Source organism: Clostridioides sp. GD02377 (assembly GCF_045899875.1).
Taxonomy (GTDB): domain Bacteria; phylum Bacillota; class Clostridia; order Peptostreptococcales; family Peptostreptococcaceae; genus Clostridioides; species Clostridioides difficile_A.
Map to the genome: position 1 here is coordinate 30,257 of NZ_JBJODA010000015.1, position 17,134 is coordinate 47,390.

Below are 17,134 nucleotides of genomic sequence, written 5' to 3' on the forward strand. Positions count from 1 at the left end.
TAATTTATATAACTAATTATATATAAATTAATTTACCTAAACTATGTGTTATAACCTAAACTTTGATGTAAAATATACTATATTGATTGTGCTATAGTACAATAAAGTATAACTAGAGGGGGTTTAGCATGAAATTAGCAGATTTAATGAAGGATATATCTCAATATATCTCAGTATTAAAGCCATTTACAGATGAATATATAGACATTACTAGCTTGAATATTTATAAGAATAATCAAACTGAATTTACTACTGGATGTTTATATTTAGGAAATATATCAGATATTACTGTGGATTTGAATAATATAAATTTTTTAGGTATATTTATACAAAATGAAGTTAACATTGATTTAGAAAGATACAATTTAAACTCAAATATTTGTATCATAAAATCAAAAAAAGAAAAGTATGACCTTTTTAGTGAATTGTTAAATATTATGAATCAAGAAATACATCTTAGTTTATGCTCTCAAAGGTTTTTTGATGTAGTTTCTGAGAATAAAGGCATACAATATTTAATTGATATAGCACGTGAAGAATTTGGCTATCCTATGATAATTCGTGACTCTACCTTCAAAGTCTTGGCTTCTTCTTACGATGTTAGTGATATATTACAACTTACTGAAGATTCTAATGGAGACAAATATTTAGACGAAGAAACTATAAATTACATAAAATATCAAAATATACATAAAAAAATACATTATAATAAATCTATTAAAGAAGAAAATAAACCAGACAACTGGCTTGGTACATTAATCTCATCCGTATGTGTAGAAGAAATTGAAATAGCTCATATAGCTATCTGTGAATGGAAAATTCCATTTAATGAATTTCACTTCAAATTATTAGAATCACTTAATAAAGCTTTATCTCTAGAACTACAAAAAAACAATCTGTTTAATATAGATAAAAAGCTTATTCCTAATTATATACTTTCTGATTTGTTAGAAAAAAAATATCTAGATGATGATACTATAAGCAGAAGATTTCATTATTTAAATTGGACTAAGTCAAATTCATTAAACATAATGGTAATAGTGAACAAAGATAATAATTACTTTGACAGTAAAGTTCCTTTTATTATGCAGTCTTTAAGTGCATTTATACCCTCTAATAATTGTGTAGTATATAAGTCTGCTTTAGTTGTTTTTATTAATGATTCTTTAATTCATAATTTAATTGAGCATGAAAATAAAGAATTTATTAATTACTTAAAACTAAATTCACTTTATGCTGGAATAAGCCCGAGATTTTCAAAGCTATCTGATAGTTGGAAGTATTATATTCAAGCCAAAAAAGCTAGTGAAATTGCTCAAAAATATAACATAAACTTTTCTCCATTTGGGAAAAGCATACCATATATCCTCTACGAGCTACTTAGTGCCAACTATGATTTATATGACCTCAATCATCCTGCTGTGACCAAACTAATTGAAGAAGATAAAAAAAATGGTTCTAATTTGTTAGAGACCTTAAAGCAATATATCTACTTTAATAATTCGCCAAGCAAATCAGCTGAAGTTTTAAATATCCATAGAAATACTCTGTTTTATAGAATTAATAAAATAAAAGAAATTACAGGTATTACACTAGACTATGCTGATGAAATACTTCAGATTTATATTTATATAAAAATGATTGAAATTAACTCAAGAAATAAGACCTGTTTCAACACATATACAAGCATGTAAAAACATTTTGACACACTTAAATCACCATTGTAAAAGATATTTGATAGATTTTACCCTCTCAATATGACAAAATAATTATGAAAGGAGCGATAGCTACATGGAAATTGGAAAGAAACTGAAAAATGCTCGTATAAATTCTGGATTGACACAAGAAAAAGTTGCAGAAAAAATTAATGTATCACGACAAACAATTTCAAATTGGGAAAATGAGAAATCTTATCCAGATATTATAAGCGTTATCAAACTAAGTGATTTGTATTCCATTAGCTTAGATGAATTATTGAAAGGAGATAATAAAATGATTGAACATTTAGAAGAAAGTACAAATGTAGTTCATAGTAATAAAAAGTTAATAACTGCAATTATTATCAATATTATGTTACTTATTTTATTTGTGCTATTTAATAGATTTATACCAGACAACTACTACTTTATGGCTAGTGTATTTTGTATAGCAATAATAAGTTCATCAGCATTGTTCTACCAAATTATAAGAAAATTTTAGGAGGTGTACTCATTATGGAAGCGAATAAAAATATGCTTATTTTGATATGTTTTGCTGTAGCTCTTGTGGGTTCAGTTGGTGTTGTATATCAAATTTATCATATGACTGTGATTGATGCAAAAGCTCGTGGATTAAAACATCCTAAATTGTGGGGATTATTTGCTATGAATGGTAATAATTCGAGTGGTTTAATAATATACTTAATAGGTAGACGAAAATACCCTATTATAAATATGTCTAAAGAAGATTGCAAAGAAATTGAATCTAGAAAAAAATCAGTTGGAGTTGGATTGATTTTTTTGGCTATCAGCGCTATAGGTTTGGTAATCTGTATTACATTATTTTGAGTTAAAAAAATGCTAGTAAATGGCTAGATTAACTGTTTTTATTATCCACAAATAATAAATTATACTATTTTAAAACTATAAAAAGCAAGGAGAATTTATATGAAATTGTCTAATAAAAAGGAAGCGAAAGATGAAAAATCAGAAATGAAGCAGTATATAACTGGAGCAGGAGGTTGTATTGTCAGCAAATCAATTCTCAATGGTACATCAAAATTGAAGTGGCTTTTTAGAGAAGACAGTAAATTTGGAAATGGATGGATTGCTTTTGGAGATACAGATACACAAGAGTATATTGACAATCCTAAAAACATGACAATTATAGATTTTAATACTCTTATTAATATTGAACCAACTACTTTAAATATTTTTTATATGCCTATAGGAACAGACCTAGAATTTCGCTCTGATAAAAGTGGAAAATATTTTATTGACACAAACACAAGAAAAGAAATTAGAGAACTAGTTAAACATCCTGCACAAATAGCATTTGAAAAGAACCTAAAATTTTTAAATCAGGAAAATTATCCAGTAGAATTCTTTCAAAGCTTGTTTCAGAAAAGTGACAAACTCGAACCCTTAATTGTGGGAGAGACAGATTTTCCAAGTGGAGAAGTTGTCCTTGCAGACCCTCTTGCATACTTGGGTAGTGAATATGAAACTTATTTAGAAAGAAAAATACCATCTGGAAGTTATCCTGTAGAAATTTCTATCTGTCATTCTGAAATTGTAGGACTTAGAATTGTAGCAACTAGATTAATTATTAGTGACAAACAACCCATTAAATATGAAATTGCTATGCCAAAAGGAAAGAAAATCGATGACTTTGGACAAGCAGGAGCATGGACTTTCTTTGGTGTAGATACAGGATTAGCTTGCTTTTCAGATGCAAAGGTTGCAGAAAAATACAAAGATTTTATAATAAAATGGCAAAATGAAAATCCAGATAAAAATAAATATAACGATTATTTTTCAGCACTTTTTGAAAAAAGCTATGAAATGTATCCAAATGTACAGAATAAATGTGGCAATTTTTTGATTTGGCAATTACCACAAACACCTTATAGATTAATTATGCTAACAAGTGGTATGGGTGATGGTATTTATAGTGGATACTGGGGACTTGATGCAGATGGAGAAGCCACAAAACTTATAATACCATTTATGAATCCTACATATTTTTAAACCATAAAACTTATTGCCAATTTGGTTTTAATAAATGGAATTGTTTTAAAATACATAATACTTAATTATACATGAAAATAAGGCTATGCTTTTTATAATCATAGCCTTTAACAAATACTTACAAATTCACTACATGAGTCAACTTTTTTAATAATTTAACTATATACTCAAACTATATCTTCTAAATTCACTGTATGTATAATTCTTCTTCAAATAAACAGTAAGAATTTTTTCCAGAGGCCTTCACATTATAAATAGCTCTATCTGCATTTTTAAACAATTCTAAAAATGAATTTCCATTTTGAGGATGTCTTGCAATACCTATACTAACAGAAGCCTCAAAGTTAAAACTTAAATCATTGTAGTTCTCATAAAGTACTCTATTTAATTCTTTAGCTTTTTTATGTAAATTTACTTCTGAATGATAGTCTTGCATATATACTACAAATTCATCTCCACCAATTCTTCCAACTAAATCTTCATTCCCAAAACTATCTTGTATCTTCTCAGCAAAAGTTTTTAATACAAAATCACCAAATGGATGCCCAAAATTATCATTTATTTCCTTAAAATCGTCCAAATCAATAATGAATAATGCGTCTTTTTTATTACTTTTATTTGTAGATATAACTTCTTCTACTAATTTTTCAAAGGTTCCTTTATTGTATATATTTGTCAATGAGTCACTTTCTGCTCTAGTTTTCAACTCTTCGTATTTTTTTATATCGCTATCTACATCTACAATTACACCTACAACCTTCAAAAGTTCATTTTCATCATTAAAAATCTTGGTTACTGATGTCCTACACCAAAGGTATTCGCCATCAGATTTTTTTAAACGATAGATTATTTGATTATGTTTGTTATTTTCTTTAATACACTTAAGAAACTCTTCAAATCCCCTATAATCTTCATGATGAACTAATTCTTTATCCATAATCTCTTTTAAAAGATTGTCACATTTATTACTGTATCCAAATTTTTCATTCCATGCTTGAGATACAAATGATTTATTTTCTTTAGCATTCCATTCAAAGACAACAGAATCAGTCTGTTCAACAATAATTTTATAACGTTCATTACTAAGCCTTAATTCTTCCTTATGAATTATTTCTTGCTCAAGTATTTCATACTTCATAGATAATTTAGTTTTATCTATAATAGATTTAAATAGATAAAACACAATAAAATTAATATATAAAATACCAACACTTGATATTAAGTTTAGAAACTTTAAACTTTCAGAACTAAAAAACTTATTTGTATCAAATATAGAAACAGTCAGAAATAAGCTTAATAAAGGTATTGCAAGTAGAGTAATCCAATATTTTATTGGCATATCTGAATGTACATCTTTTTTAAATAAACAAACAATTTTGCATATAAATAAAAAAACTATCTTAGATAAAATTGTGGCTAGTACTCTTATAGTATTGTTTTCAAACATTATTTCGAAGCCTTCTTTTATAAATAAAACAAAAATACTTGTTACCACAATTTCTGATAATATAAAGAATACATTTAATAAAACAGTAGCAAACAATCGTGTCTTTATATTTCCTTCATATAAAAATGATGATGAAAAAATAAGGATGAAAATTAAAGGTGTTGTGATTACAGGATTTAAAGTTATTAAATTACAGGCTCCTAAACATATTATAAAACCCAATTTAGCATATCTTACAGCTCTTGTATATCCTTCTTTCTGACCTAAAAAATCTGATAAAAACATATGGACAACAAAAGCTTCAAAGATAACTGTTACTAAATTTGTAATATCAAAAAGCAGTTGTTCTTTCATACATATTTTTTATAAAATAAGAAGCTTACTTAAACTAAATACACTTCAGATTTTATTTTTCCTTTCTGCATATATATTTAAGCATCTACCTTAATTGTCAACCATTATAATATATGTCAGCTTAATATTGTTCTTTTTTCAACAGTATACAATAGATATATGTAAAAAACAACTTCAAATATTGACATATTTTCTTTAATATATATCAATATTATCTTTATAACTTAAATACTATAGTAAACTTAGCTCCTTTTTTACCATTTTCAGCATATATACGTCCACCATGTTTATTTACAATAGATTTAACTATTGATAATCCAATTCCATGATTTCCCCCAACCCCCTTATAAAATCGTTCAAAAATATGAGGTAAATCGTCTTTATTAATACCAATCCCATCATCTTCAACTACAACAACTATATTTTTTTGATTATATTTACATACTATTTTAATTTCACTCTTAGCATACCTTAAAGCATTTTCTATAAGATTCATAAATGCTTTGGATACATTTTTTTCATCACATTCAAATAGAACCATTTCTTCATCAAACTCATAAATAAATTTTATACCTTTATTTGTCGCTCTTACATTTTGTCTAGAACCACAGTTTGAAAGTACTTCCCTTAAATCACATTCTACAAGGTCATAATCTCTAGTTATATTATCAATTTTAGATATATATAACAAATCTTCGACCATATCACTCAATCTATCACTTTCTTCAAGTATTATATCACTTGCATGTTTGCTATCTATTACATTATACTTTATGGCTTCTGCATAACCTTTAATGGACATAAGTGGAGTCCTAAGTTCATGAGAAGCATTTTGAAAAAATATTTTTTGTTCATTATCATACTTATCAAGATATTCAGCACTCTTATTCATAATATTTGAAAGTTCTACTAATTCCTTATCTGAAAAGTCAAAGTAAGTTCTTTTAAAATCCCCATGACCCATTTTTTTTGCAAAACCACACAATTCTTTTATAGGTTTAGCAATTTTCTCAGATAAAACTACAGCTGTAAATATTGCTAATATCCCAGCAAAACACATTACAAATATCAATACAATGTTTATCTTTTGAACTAGATTTAAAGTTTTTGATATATCTATAAAAAGAATCAAATACTTATCTTGTTCTCCATATATACTAGTTATTTTTACAGTCGAAATATAGTAATCCTTACTTCCAGTAGAGATACGTGTGTTTTCATCTGAGTTTAAGTCTAGTTTTTCATTTTGGATACATTTTTTAATCGATTCCATCTCATCAATATTCTTTAAAAAATCATCCTCTCTTGTTGGAAATATCAAGTTATACTTCGAATCAATCACCATAGCATCAGCATCTGATTGTGTTTCTGCCATCCTAACTTTATCTTGTACATTTCTCATAAAATTAGATAATGCTTTTGGCGGAAGCTTTCCATCATCTTGAGGAGGCTTGATAGGTCTAAAATTACTATCCATATGTTCTACTATTTCTGTAGATTTTGTTAGCTCTTCATTTGCAGTAGTTTTTATGTATGTATCAAGTAATACATTAAAAGATACTAATATTATCATAAAAACTACAATTATTAAACACAATATACTCAACAAAATCCTAGTTTTTATACTTATATTTTTCTTTGAAAATTTTAATTTAAGTATGGATTTAATCTTAGTTGTTCTCTTTTTATCATTTTTATTTTCCATCTGAATTTTTCTCCTTTAATCTAAACCCAAAACCCCAGACAGTTTCTATCAAAATATTTGTATCTAAAATTTTTTTACGTAGTCTCTTTACTGTATCATCAGCAGCTCTTGTCTCAACTTCAATATCATATCCCCATATTTTATTTAATAATTCATCTCTAGAAACTGCCCTGTCTCTATTTTCAAACAAATAGGTTAATAAGTTGTATTCATTTGGTGTTAAGTCTATATTGTCACTTTTATTTGTAACGATTTTATTCTTTTTATTTATTGTTATATCACCAAATTTCAATTCCATATCTACAGAATCACCATACTTATCATAAATTTGTTTCTTTTCAAATTCTATCCTTCTAAATATCGACTTTACTCTCATAACTAAAGACATTGGGCTAAATGGCTTTGTAAAATAATCATCACTACCCAAAGTTATCCCTGTAATATAATCTATATCTGTATCTCTTGCAGTAAGCATGATTATTGGAACGGTACTCTTCTCACGAAGTTTTGTACATACATCAAAACCACTTAAACCAGGCATCATTATATCTAGGATTACTAAGTCACACTCTTTTTTATTAAATTGCTCTAAAAGTTCATCACCTGTTTTAAAATCAATAACATCATGGCCTTCATTTTTTAAGAATGTCTTTACCAAATTTCTTATATTATCTTCGTCATCTGCTATATAAATTAACTTATTCATACACTCACTCCTTAATAAACTCTTAATTTAAATTAAATAGTATAAATACATTGATTAAACAATAAAATCCCAATCTGTAAGATAAATAATATTTTTTACTATATTTAAATTATATCAGCTTTTTATGCTACATTAGTTTTAAAATTGTTTAGATTTTAAGGCAATTTTAAGGCAAAAACAAATTATTATAGAATTTATCAGACTCAGTACAAATTGTTATAAAATAATAATCCAACTTCTAACTATATTTATTCATTTTCTAGCAAAACCGATATTTCTCAGACTTTTTGTTGAATATTCAAATAATTAATATTATAAACTAAATAACTTAAATAAAAATAGCTATCTTTAAATAAATTTTATTATTTAAAGATAGCTATTTTTTACTTAAATCTAATTTTATTCTTATACTAATTTATAATCTTTTGGACTCAGTTTACTTGCTGCTGCTTCATCTACTATAACTATAGTATCTTTGTGAAGTTGAAGTATAGAACCAGGAACTTCTGGAGTTATATCTCCATAAACAGTTTTGTATACTGCATCAGCTTTTTCTTCTCCTGAAGCTAAAAGTAATATTTTTTTAGATTTTAATATTGAACCAATTCCCATACTTACAGCTTTTTTAGGGACATCTTCTCTTGATTCAAAGAATCTTGCATTAGCTTCTATTGTAGATTCTGTAAGTTTAACTACATGAGTTCTTTTTGCAAATTTATTGTCAGGCTCGTTAAAACCTATGTGAGCATTACGGCCTATTCCAAGTACTTGTACATCTATACCACCAGCTGCATCTATAGAAGCTTCATAATTTATACATTCTTCTTCAATATCATCAGCCATTCCATTTGGTAGATGAGTATTCTCTAACTTTATATTTACATGATTAAATAGATTCTCTTTCATAAAATAATCATAGCTTTGGTCATTAGATACTGGTAACTTATAATATTCATCTAAATTAAAGCTTATTACGTCTGAAAAATCTACTATGTTATCGTTATATTTTTTTACTAAATCTCTATACATACCTACTGGTGTACTTCCTGTAGCTAGTCCTAATATTGAATTTGGTTTTAAAACTATTTGAGCTGCTATCATCTCAGCTGCTTTTTTACTCATTCCATCATAATCTTTACATACTAATACTCTCATCTTGTTCCTCCTAAATTTTAGCTAATGCTTTAATTGATATAAATTCAATTTACTATTTTTTACGTTACTTTTACCTTCTTTGAAGTTTGTTTTTATATTATATATTTTTATATACTACTTCGCCTAAACAAAGAGTCATCTTACAATCTAAATTCTCATCAAATATAGCTATATCTGCATCCTTACCTATTTCTAAACTTCCTTTTTTGTAATTTATACCTAAAGATGTTGCAGGATTTAAAGATGCTAAATTAATAGCTTCATTCACTTTAAGATTTGTATTATCTAAGAAGTTAAATATCATTTTATTTAAAGATAATACACTTCCAGCTAATGCTCCATTTTCAAGTCTAGCTTCATTCCCCTTAACAATTACTTTCTGACCTCCAAGGGCATAATCTCCATCTTCAAGCCCACCAGCTTCTATAGAGTCTGTTATCAAAATAAGTCTTTCTTTCCCTTTATTATTCAATATAAATTGAAATAAATCTTTATTTATATGGATTGTATCTGCTATTAATTCACTATATACATTAGTTGTAAGTGCTGCACCAACAACACCTGGGTCTCTATGATTTAAGCCAGTCATTGCATTAAACATATGAGTTACATTTGTTACACCTAAGTTTATAGCTTCTTTAGCTTGCTCATAATTTGCATTACTATGACCAATAGATAATACTATATCTGTACATCTTTTTATTTCTCTAGTAAAATCAAAATCAATGTCCTTCTCTGGAGCATAAGTTATAACTTTTATAACATCTTTATATTCTTTGATAAATTCATATTTTGAATTTATTATAAATTTTTCGTTTTGTGCTCCTTTATAATTTTCATTTATAAAAGGTCCTTCTAGGTGTGCACCTAATACCTGTGCTCCTTCAAGTTTTCTATTTTGGGCTTTTTTTATAATTTCAAGCGCATCATAAACATGTTCTTTATCCATAGTCATTGTAGTTGGAAGAAAAGAAGTTACTCCATGTCTCATTATTGATTTTGAAATTATCTCAATAGATTCATCAGTAGAATCCATCGTATCTTTACCCATATTTCCATGTATATGAATATCAATAAGCCCTGGAGATATATACTTTCCATCAACATCTATAACTTCACAATTATTTGGTACACTATCTGCTATATCAATTATTTTTTCATCAAATACGAGTACTTTATTTTCCAAGATTTGATTTTTTAATATTATCTTTCCATTAATTAAACATTTCATATTATTCACCTACTCACTCAATACTATTTCATATTGATATTTATCTGTTCTAAATATTGATATGGTATATTCTATAGGATTACCTTCTCTATTATAAGAATTTCTATGAAGTTTAAGAGCCAAAGCACCTTCTTCTGTCTCCAAAAGTTTACTTTCTTCATCAGAAAGTATTATTGGTTCCATTACTTGCTCAGCTTTTTGTATCTTATAACCATATCTTTCATTTAACACCCTATATAATGAAGAATTATCTAATATCCCTTTTGTAAGACCCTTACACATTTCTTCTGATAGATATACTATTTCCAATCCAAATGTCTCTCCATCAGTATATCTAAGTCTAACAATCTTATATATATTTGTTGTATTATCACTTATTCCAAGTTTTCTTTTAACTAAATCATCAGGTAGTTCCATTTCAAAGGATAATATATCAGTTTTTATATTTACTCCCTTTTCTTTCATAACATCAGTAAAACCTTTTACGTTTGAAAACTGATATTTCTTTTTTTGCTTTGCAACAAATGTTCCTTTACCTTGTACTCTATAAAGAAGTCCTTCTGTAACTAATCCAACAATCGTTTTATTTACTGTCATACGACTTACATTTTGTATGTTGCAAAGTTCTCTTTCTGGCATTATTGCATCGCCTTCTTTAAGTTCGCCAGTTTCTATCATATTTCTTATTATTGAACTTAATTGAGTATGCAATGGTATGTTACTAGATTTATCTACTATTTTCATATAGTCACCACTTTTCAATATGGTATATACCAATTTTGGTATATACCAATTATACTTTAAAAGAAATTTTATTTCAATAGTTTTTAACTTATTTTGTAAAAATTTTAGTAAAATCTAAAGACAAAAAAGAAATTGAAGTTTATACTATATAAGAAGCTAGAGAATTGCAAAATACATAGATAACTACATTATTTATTACAAATTTCACTAATACTAATACATATACTGTGAAAAACTACTATATAAGTATATTATGGCTAAATTATAAATATAAAATGAGAGGATGATTTTGATTTGATAAACATAGGTGATTTTAATAAACTTACAGTAAAAAGAAAAACTGAATTTGGATATTTTTTGGATGGACAGACTAATAATACAAAAGACGATATACTTCTTCATAATAGACTAATTGGAAAAAATGAAATAAATATAGGTGATGAGGTAGATGTTTTCATATTTAAAGATTCTGATGATAGAACTGCTGCCACTTTAATTCCTCCTTTAGCTAAGGTTGGAGATGTAGCACACTTGAAAGTAGTTGACAATACAGATATTGGAACTTTCATAGATATGGGACTTTCTAAGGACATACTAGTTCCTTTTAAAGCTAAAACTTATCCATTATTTAGAGATGAAAAATATTTATTTTATATATATTTAGATAAAAGTAAAAGAATTGCTGCCACTACAGATATAGATTCGTATTTATCAACAGACCATACTTACAATGTTGGAGATATTGTAACTGGAATTGTATATGGATTCCAAACTAATAATTCTGCCATGATATGTGTCGATAATAAATATGCTGGTGTAATACTTCATAATGAATACTTTACTGAATTAAAAACTGGCGATGTTCTTGAAAATTTACATGTTATAAAGGTATATGAAGATGGAAAACTAGGTCTTTCTCCTAGAGGAAATAGAAAAGATGAACTTGATACTTTAGAAAATAAAATCTTAAGTTATTTAGAAGGTTCTGATGGATATATGAGATTTAATGATAAATCTGACCCTAAAGATATTTCTATATTATTTAATTCAAGTAAAAAGAATTTTAAAAGAGCTCTTGGAGTACTTATGAAAAAAGGATTAATCTATCAAGATGAAGAAGGAACTTATTTAAAGTAGAATATTTAGATTTAAATTCTTATACTACTATATACTGATTGTAACTACATTATTTTTGTAAAAAAGTATTGAACTCAATAAAATTTGCACAATAAAAAATCGAAGTAAAAATGAAAAATATTTTCTATTTACTTCGATTTTTTAAGTTTAACTATTTAGGAGAAATACACATGGATTTAATTCAGTTAAAAATAAAAAAAGATAATTCTCTAATAAAGTACATTAAGATGATCAGAAAGTTTGATAACTCCTTATCTGTTAATGTTATTAAGGAAACTTATCTTCACTAGAATTTCTGGATAATTGGCTAAAGACTCTTAATCAAATAAATCTTGAGGTAGAAAAAGACATAGCTAGAGAAATAGAGTAGAAAAAATATATTTTATACTTTGAAATTTTAGAATAATGTAGATTTAAACATACAATAAGCGCTAGACTCTAAACCAACAAATAGTGGTATGCTATGAAGCATACCACTTGTTATTAATATCATATTCTTCTGCATATAATTCCTTGTAAACTTACCTAATACATTATAAATAAACCTACTAATGTATGCAGAATCAATATATTTATTATTAATTTTGTATAAATTTACTTCCAACGCTTTAATGTCGGAAAGAACTTGTTCATCATTGTTCTTGCTTCATCTTCAGTCATATCCTTATTATTTTGAATCATATGAGGTACACAAATCTCTATCATCTCTTCCATGCTTACATCAGCTGTAAATTCACCATCTTTGAAACAATAACTACAATAATCAGTATTTTTACTTCCATCTTTATTTGTCCCATATAATTCATCAGTTTGTCCCATTGGCATTGCACAACATTGGCAAAATTTAATTTCTTCCATTTTAAATCACTCCTTGTACTTTTCTTTGGCTCTTAACCATATTCAAATTATATCAATACTAATATGACATGTTTATGTCATATTAATAATAAAAAATGAAATAATTCCACTAAAATATTGTACTTTTAAGGTGATTGAAAACTTGAACTTTAATAACTATCTTTCTTTTTTATTATGTAGGATTGTAGACTCTTTTGACATCCATTTTTTTCATAGAACTCTTCTACTCCTGGCTGTGCACCAAAATATAGCATAGTTGGGGTATTCTCTTTGGCAAGCTGAAAAAGCTTGCTACCAATGCCTTGTTTCTGATACTCTGGAAGAACAAGCAATTCTGTAATTGTTCCAAAATAATAACCATCTGAAAGAATTCGCAGACATCCTACAAGCACTTTATCATTATAAGCAGTTATATTCAAAGTTTTTGATAATGCAGTCTGTGTTTCATCCATATCATAATCTCCTGGCCATATCCTATTGACGAATGGTATAAACATTGAGGCATTAAGTTCTTGGTCATTAACTTTATATTCCATTATCTCTTGCACCTCCATAAATTTTAATTTATTAATTTATAATATTAACATTATATCATTCCCACATAGACACAACAATAAAAATCAGCATGCCTACATTTTCTAACACGTTTAATCATAAAGATATGTATGTAAAGGTAAGGATATATGAGCATATAAAAATTTATATTCTATTTACTTTAGTTTTTATTGCTGCTTCTTTAACTGCCTCAGCAACATTTTTTACAACATTTTTATTAAATACATCTGGTAATATATACTCTGGGCATATCTCTTCATCGCTTATAGTATTGGCAATTGCATATGCAGCAGCTATCTTCATCTCTTCATTAATCTCTTTAGCCTTAACATCAAGTGCTCCTCTAAATATTCCAGGGAAAGCCAAGACATTATTGACTTGATTAGGGAAATCTGAACGACCTGTTCCCATTATGAATGCTCCCCCTAGTTTCGCTTCTTCTGGCATTATCTCTGGAGTAGGGTTTGCCATTGCTAGTATTATTGGCTTTTCAGACATACTTTCAACTATTTCCTTTGTAACAGCTCCTGGACCTGAAACACCTATAAATACATCTTTTCCTTTTATAATGTCTTTTAAAGAACCTTTTTCATTTCTTATATTGGTTACTTCTAACATTTCTTTCTGAACATAATTTAGATTTTCTATACTAGCTTCTAATGCACCACTTCTATCACATAATATTATATTTTTAACATTCATATTAAGTAGTATCTTTGCTATAGCTATACCAGCAGCTCCTGCTCCATTTATTACTATCTCTAAATCTTCTATTTTTTTATTTTCAATTAATTTTATTGAATTTATTATAGCCGCTGCAACAATTATTGCAGTTCCATGTTGGTCATCATGAAATACAGGTATACCTAAAGATTTTTTTAGTCTTTCTTCTATCTCAAAGCACCTTGGAGAAGATATATCTTCCAAATTTATTCCTCCAAATACTGGTTCCATCAATTCAATAGATTTAACTATCTCATCTACATCATTAGTCTTTAGACATATAGGAAAGGCATCTACATTTGCAAATTGTTTAAATAATATAGCCTTACCTTCCATAACAGGTATAGATGCTTCTGCTCCAATATTACCCAATCCTAGTACAGCACTTCCATCACTAACTACTGCTACTAGATTTCCTTTAGAAGTATATCTATAAACATCTTCTTTATTTTCATGTATTTTTAAACAAGGTTCTGCAACTCCTGGTGTATATGCTGTTGATAAATCATCCTTATTTTTAATTTCCACCTTGCTCTCTACACTTATTTTTCCTTTATTGATTTCATGCATTTCTAATGCCAATTTTGCATAATCCTTAGACATCAATTTTCCTCCTTAAATTATATACAACTATTTTTTAATCTTGATATTCATATAAATTTATAAACTTTATTTGCATTCATAAAGTGCTCGACCTTGCTCATATATATTATTTCCATAACTATCTATAGCTACTGTAAGCTTAAGGTCTTCTACTACAATCTTTCTTATAGCTTCCGCTCCTAAATCTTCATATGCAATAATTTCACATGATTTTATTGAATTTGAAATATATGCCCCAGCTCCACCTATTGCAGCAAGGTAAACTGCTCCATATTTTTGCATCCCTTCTATGACTTCATCACTTCTTTTTCCTTTACCTATCATAAGTCTAAGACCTCTTTCTAAAAGAGGTATAGTCAAGTCATCCATTCTATAGCTAGTTGTTGGACCAGCAGCTCCTATAACTTCTCCTGGCTTTGTAGGAGTCGGTCCTACATAATATATTCCTTGACCATATACATCAAAAGGTAATTCCTCACCTTTATTTATACAATCTATCAGCCTTTTATGAGCAGCATCTCTTGCTGTATAAAGTATACCACTCAAACTAATAGTATCTCCACAATTTAATTTAGCTATATCAATTTCACTTACAGGTGTAGTTATTTTTATCATTTTATTTTCCTCCTAAATTACTACCTTCTTATGTCTTGATGCATGGCAGTTTATATTTACAACAACAGGAAGACCTGCTATATGTGTAGGAAAAGTCTCTATATTTAAGCCTAAAGCTGTTGTAGTTCCACCCAATCCTTGAGGCCCTATACCAAGCTTATTAATAGATGCTAATAATTCACTCTCAAGTTTAGCTATATTTTCATCTTTATTAAATTCTCCGAGTTCTCTAAAAAGTGCCTTTTTAGCTATTTGAGCACATTTATCCACAGTTCCACCTATACCAACTCCAATTACCATAGGAGGACATGGGTTAGGTCCAGCTTCTGAAACTGTATCTATTATGAATTTTTTAATACCTTCTAAACCATCTGAAGGTTTTAACATTTTCATCTTACTCATGTTTTCACTTCCAAATCCCTTAGCTGCAAACTCTATTTTAACCTTATCCCCCTTTACCATCTCATAATGGATAATAGCTGGTGTATTATCTTTTGTATTCACTCTGCTAATAGGACTTACAACAGACTTTCTTAAGTATCCTTCTTCATACCCCTGTCTTACTCCCTCATTTATAGCATCAGTAAGTGTATCCCCTTCAATTACAACATCTTGTCCTAATTCAACAAAAAATACAGCCATACCAGTATCTTGGCATATTGGTATATTTTTTTCTTTTGCTATTTCAGCATTTTCAACTAATATATTTAATATATTTTTTCCAACTTCACTCTTTTCACTTTTAGCTCTTTCTTTTATACAACTTAGAACATCTTCTCCTAAATATAGACTTGCTTCTATACAAAGTTTTTTTACATGTTCAACAATTTGTTCAGATTTTATTTTCCTCAATCGAACATCCCTCCATTACTTTATAAAAAATATTCGTGATTACATTTACACTTTACCATTATTCTTAAAATTTCTCAATATTTTTGTATAATTACATATAAGCAACTGAATATTTATTTAAGAGTTATTATTAATGTTATAAACAATATATATCCTATTATTAAGCACATAATCTCTATATTTTATATGTAATGCTTATTTTTTTATTACATCTACAAATTCTACCTGTATAAGCTTTTGTAAATCAAATGGTGACAGCTCTATTTGATAGCCTATTTTCCCTGCACTCACAATAATCGTCTCCAGATTTTTTGCACTTTCATTTACAAAAGTTCTATAAAGCTTTTTCATACCTATAGGAGAACATCCTCCTCTAATGTATCCTGTAAACTTATTTATATCTTTTACATGAATCATATCCACACTTTTCTCTTTAGCTACCTTTGCGGCCTTTTTTAGGTCCAAATTTTCATGTACTGGTATTACATATACATATATATTCTTACTAACTCCTTGAGTTACTAGAGTCTTATACACTTCATTTACATCTCTTCCTATATCATGTGCTACCTCAACACCATCTACATGTTCACTTTTCACTTCATAAGACATTACTTTATAATCAATCTTATTTGAATCTAATATTCTCATAGCATTAGTCTTAACCATACATTCACTTCCCTTTTATAAAATACGAACATTACACATCTTTTCGAATATT

General features: G+C 27.7%; 18 protein-coding genes. 5 read left to right on the plus strand and 13 right to left on the minus strand.

Going from position 1 to position 17,134, the window contains the following annotated elements; translation table 11 throughout:
* Window positions 1-128 precede the first annotated feature (128 nt).
* The 4 genes from Q3304_RS13870 (at window position 129) to Q3304_RS13885 (ending at window position 3,728) form a co-directional block, all read left to right on the plus strand.
* Window positions 129-1,694, plus strand: coding sequence for a PucR family transcriptional regulator (locus tag Q3304_RS13870; RefSeq protein ID WP_407814072.1), 1,566 nt, complete (start codon window positions 129-131; stop codon window positions 1,692-1,694).
* Between the two features lie 97 nt (window positions 1,695-1,791).
* Entirely contained in the window at window positions 1,792-2,199 is a 408-nt protein-coding gene (locus tag Q3304_RS13875; RefSeq protein WP_054269560.1) for a helix-turn-helix domain-containing protein, read from the plus strand.
* A 14-nt stretch (window positions 2,200-2,213) separates the two neighbouring features.
* Window positions 2,214-2,546, plus strand: a complete 333-nt coding sequence (locus Q3304_RS13880; protein ID WP_054276167.1) for a hypothetical protein — start codon at window positions 2,214-2,216, stop codon at window positions 2,544-2,546.
* Window positions 2,547-2,645: 99 nt separating this feature from the next.
* The gene (locus Q3304_RS13885) at window positions 2,646-3,728 is read left to right on the plus strand and encodes a DUF2185 domain-containing protein (protein ID WP_407814071.1); all 1,083 of its coding nucleotides are present in this window, start codon (window positions 2,646-2,648) and stop codon (window positions 3,726-3,728) included.
* A 187-nt stretch (window positions 3,729-3,915) separates the two neighbouring features.
* On the opposite strand, the gene Q3304_RS13890 is transcribed toward Q3304_RS13885, so the two are convergent.
* From Q3304_RS13890 to Q3304_RS13915, 6 genes are all read right to left on the minus strand, one after another.
* Window positions 3,916-5,529, minus strand: a complete 1,614-nt coding sequence (locus Q3304_RS13890) for a diguanylate cyclase (protein WP_407814070.1) — start codon at window positions 5,527-5,529, stop codon at window positions 3,916-3,918.
* A 217-nt stretch (window positions 5,530-5,746) separates the two neighbouring features.
* Window positions 5,747-7,234 (minus strand): HAMP domain-containing sensor histidine kinase, encoded by a 1,488-nt coding sequence (locus Q3304_RS13895; RefSeq protein WP_054269557.1) that lies wholly within the window; start codon window positions 7,232-7,234, stop codon window positions 5,747-5,749.
* Window positions 7,224-7,940, minus strand: coding sequence for a response regulator transcription factor (locus Q3304_RS13900; RefSeq protein WP_407814069.1), 717 nt, complete (start codon window positions 7,938-7,940; stop codon window positions 7,224-7,226). Before Q3304_RS13900 ends, Q3304_RS13895 begins: the two co-directional genes overlap by 11 nt.
* A gap of 405 nt (window positions 7,941-8,345) precedes the next feature.
* Complete coding sequence (nagB, locus tag Q3304_RS13905; RefSeq protein ID WP_407814068.1) at window positions 8,346-9,095, minus strand: glucosamine-6-phosphate deaminase; 750 nt, start codon at window positions 9,093-9,095, stop codon at window positions 8,346-8,348.
* A gap of 97 nt (window positions 9,096-9,192) precedes the next feature.
* Complete coding sequence (nagA, locus tag Q3304_RS13910; protein ID WP_407814067.1) at window positions 9,193-10,326, minus strand: N-acetylglucosamine-6-phosphate deacetylase; 1,134 nt, start codon at window positions 10,324-10,326, stop codon at window positions 9,193-9,195.
* 9 nt (window positions 10,327-10,335) lie between these two features.
* Complete coding sequence (locus tag Q3304_RS13915; RefSeq protein ID WP_407814066.1) at window positions 10,336-11,070, minus strand: GntR family transcriptional regulator; 735 nt, start codon at window positions 11,068-11,070, stop codon at window positions 10,336-10,338.
* Window positions 11,071-11,364: 294 nt separating this feature from the next.
* On the opposite strand from Q3304_RS13915, the gene Q3304_RS13920 reads away from it, so the two are divergent.
* The gene (locus Q3304_RS13920; protein WP_407814065.1) at window positions 11,365-12,207 is read left to right on the plus strand and encodes a S1 RNA-binding domain-containing protein; all 843 of its coding nucleotides are present in this window, start codon (window positions 11,365-11,367) and stop codon (window positions 12,205-12,207) included.
* A gap of 397 nt (window positions 12,208-12,604) precedes the next feature.
* On the opposite strand, the gene Q3304_RS13925 is transcribed toward Q3304_RS13920, so the two are convergent.
* The 7 genes from Q3304_RS13925 to ybaK all read right to left on the minus strand — a co-directional run bounded on the left by Q3304_RS13925 (window position 12,605) and on the right by ybaK (window position 17,082).
* Window positions 12,605-12,811 (minus strand): hypothetical protein, encoded by a 207-nt coding sequence (locus Q3304_RS13925; RefSeq protein ID WP_407815444.1) that lies wholly within the window; start codon window positions 12,809-12,811, stop codon window positions 12,605-12,607.
* On the minus strand, window positions 12,802-13,065 hold the full coding sequence (locus tag Q3304_RS13930; protein ID WP_407814064.1) for a zinc ribbon domain-containing protein: 264 nt from the start codon (window positions 13,063-13,065) through the stop codon (window positions 12,802-12,804). Before Q3304_RS13930 ends, Q3304_RS13925 begins: the two co-directional genes overlap by 10 nt.
* Window positions 13,066-13,214: 149 nt before the next feature.
* Entirely contained in the window at window positions 13,215-13,601 is a 387-nt protein-coding gene (locus Q3304_RS13935) for a GNAT family N-acetyltransferase (protein ID WP_054269549.1), read from the minus strand.
* 163 nt (window positions 13,602-13,764) lie between these two features.
* Window positions 13,765-14,946, minus strand: a complete 1,182-nt coding sequence (locus tag Q3304_RS13940) for an NADP-dependent malic enzyme (RefSeq protein ID WP_407814063.1) — start codon at window positions 14,944-14,946, stop codon at window positions 13,765-13,767.
* A gap of 66 nt (window positions 14,947-15,012) precedes the next feature.
* Window positions 15,013-15,561: a Fe-S-containing hydro-lyase gene (locus Q3304_RS13945; RefSeq protein ID WP_074178270.1), complete on the minus strand. Its 549-nt coding sequence runs from the start codon at window positions 15,559-15,561 to the stop codon at window positions 15,013-15,015.
* A gap of 12 nt (window positions 15,562-15,573) precedes the next feature.
* Window positions 15,574-16,413 (minus strand): fumarate hydratase, encoded by an 840-nt coding sequence (locus Q3304_RS13950; RefSeq protein WP_054269546.1) that lies wholly within the window; start codon window positions 16,411-16,413, stop codon window positions 15,574-15,576.
* Between the two features lie 195 nt (window positions 16,414-16,608).
* Window positions 16,609-17,082 (minus strand): Cys-tRNA(Pro) deacylase, encoded by a 474-nt coding sequence (gene ybaK, locus Q3304_RS13955; RefSeq protein WP_407814062.1) that lies wholly within the window; start codon window positions 17,080-17,082, stop codon window positions 16,609-16,611.
* Window positions 17,083-17,134 lie beyond the last annotated feature (52 nt).

What these genes read in the sequence shown, in the direction of transcription:
- Q3304_RS13870 (WP_407814072.1), top strand. Translation starts at nt 129, where the DNA reads ATGAAATTAGCAGATTTAATGAAGGATATATCTCAATATATCTCAGTA.
- Q3304_RS13875 (WP_054269560.1), top strand. Translation starts at nt 1,792, where the DNA reads ATGGAAATTGGAAAGAAACTGAAAAATGCTCGTATAAATTCTGGATTG.
- Q3304_RS13880 (WP_054276167.1), top strand. Translation starts at nt 2,214, where the DNA reads ATGGAAGCGAATAAAAATATGCTTATTTTGATATGTTTTGCTGTAGCT.
- Q3304_RS13885 (WP_407814071.1), top strand. Translation starts at nt 2,646, where the DNA reads ATGAAATTGTCTAATAAAAAGGAAGCGAAAGATGAAAAATCAGAAATG.
- Q3304_RS13890 (WP_407814070.1), bottom strand. Translation starts at nt 5,529, where the DNA reads ATGAAAGAACAACTGCTTTTTGATATTACAAATTTAGTAACAGTTATC.
- Q3304_RS13895 (WP_054269557.1), bottom strand. Translation starts at nt 7,234, where the DNA reads ATGGAAAATAAAAATGATAAAAAGAGAACAACTAAGATTAAATCCATA.
- Q3304_RS13900 (WP_407814069.1), bottom strand. Translation starts at nt 7,940, where the DNA reads ATGAATAAGTTAATTTATATAGCAGATGACGAAGATAATATAAGAAAT.
- nagB (WP_407814068.1), bottom strand. Translation starts at nt 9,095, where the DNA reads ATGAGAGTATTAGTATGTAAAGATTATGATGGAATGAGTAAAAAAGCA.
- nagA (WP_407814067.1), bottom strand. Translation starts at nt 10,326, where the DNA reads ATGAAATGTTTAATTAATGGAAAGATAATATTAAAAAATCAAATCTTG.
- Q3304_RS13915 (WP_407814066.1), bottom strand. Translation starts at nt 11,070, where the DNA reads ATGAAAATAGTAGATAAATCTAGTAACATACCATTGCATACTCAATTA.
- Q3304_RS13930 (WP_407814064.1), bottom strand. Translation starts at nt 13,065, where the DNA reads ATGGAAGAAATTAAATTTTGCCAATGTTGTGCAATGCCAATGGGACAA.
- Q3304_RS13935 (WP_054269549.1), bottom strand. Translation starts at nt 13,601, where the DNA reads ATGGAATATAAAGTTAATGACCAAGAACTTAATGCCTCAATGTTTATA.
- Q3304_RS13940 (WP_407814063.1), bottom strand. Translation starts at nt 14,946, where the DNA reads ATGTCTAAGGATTATGCAAAATTGGCATTAGAAATGCATGAAATCAAT.
- Q3304_RS13945 (WP_074178270.1), bottom strand. Translation starts at nt 15,561, where the DNA reads ATGATAAAAATAACTACACCTGTAAGTGAAATTGATATAGCTAAATTA.
- ybaK (WP_407814062.1), bottom strand. Translation starts at nt 17,082, where the DNA reads ATGGTTAAGACTAATGCTATGAGAATATTAGATTCAAATAAGATTGAT.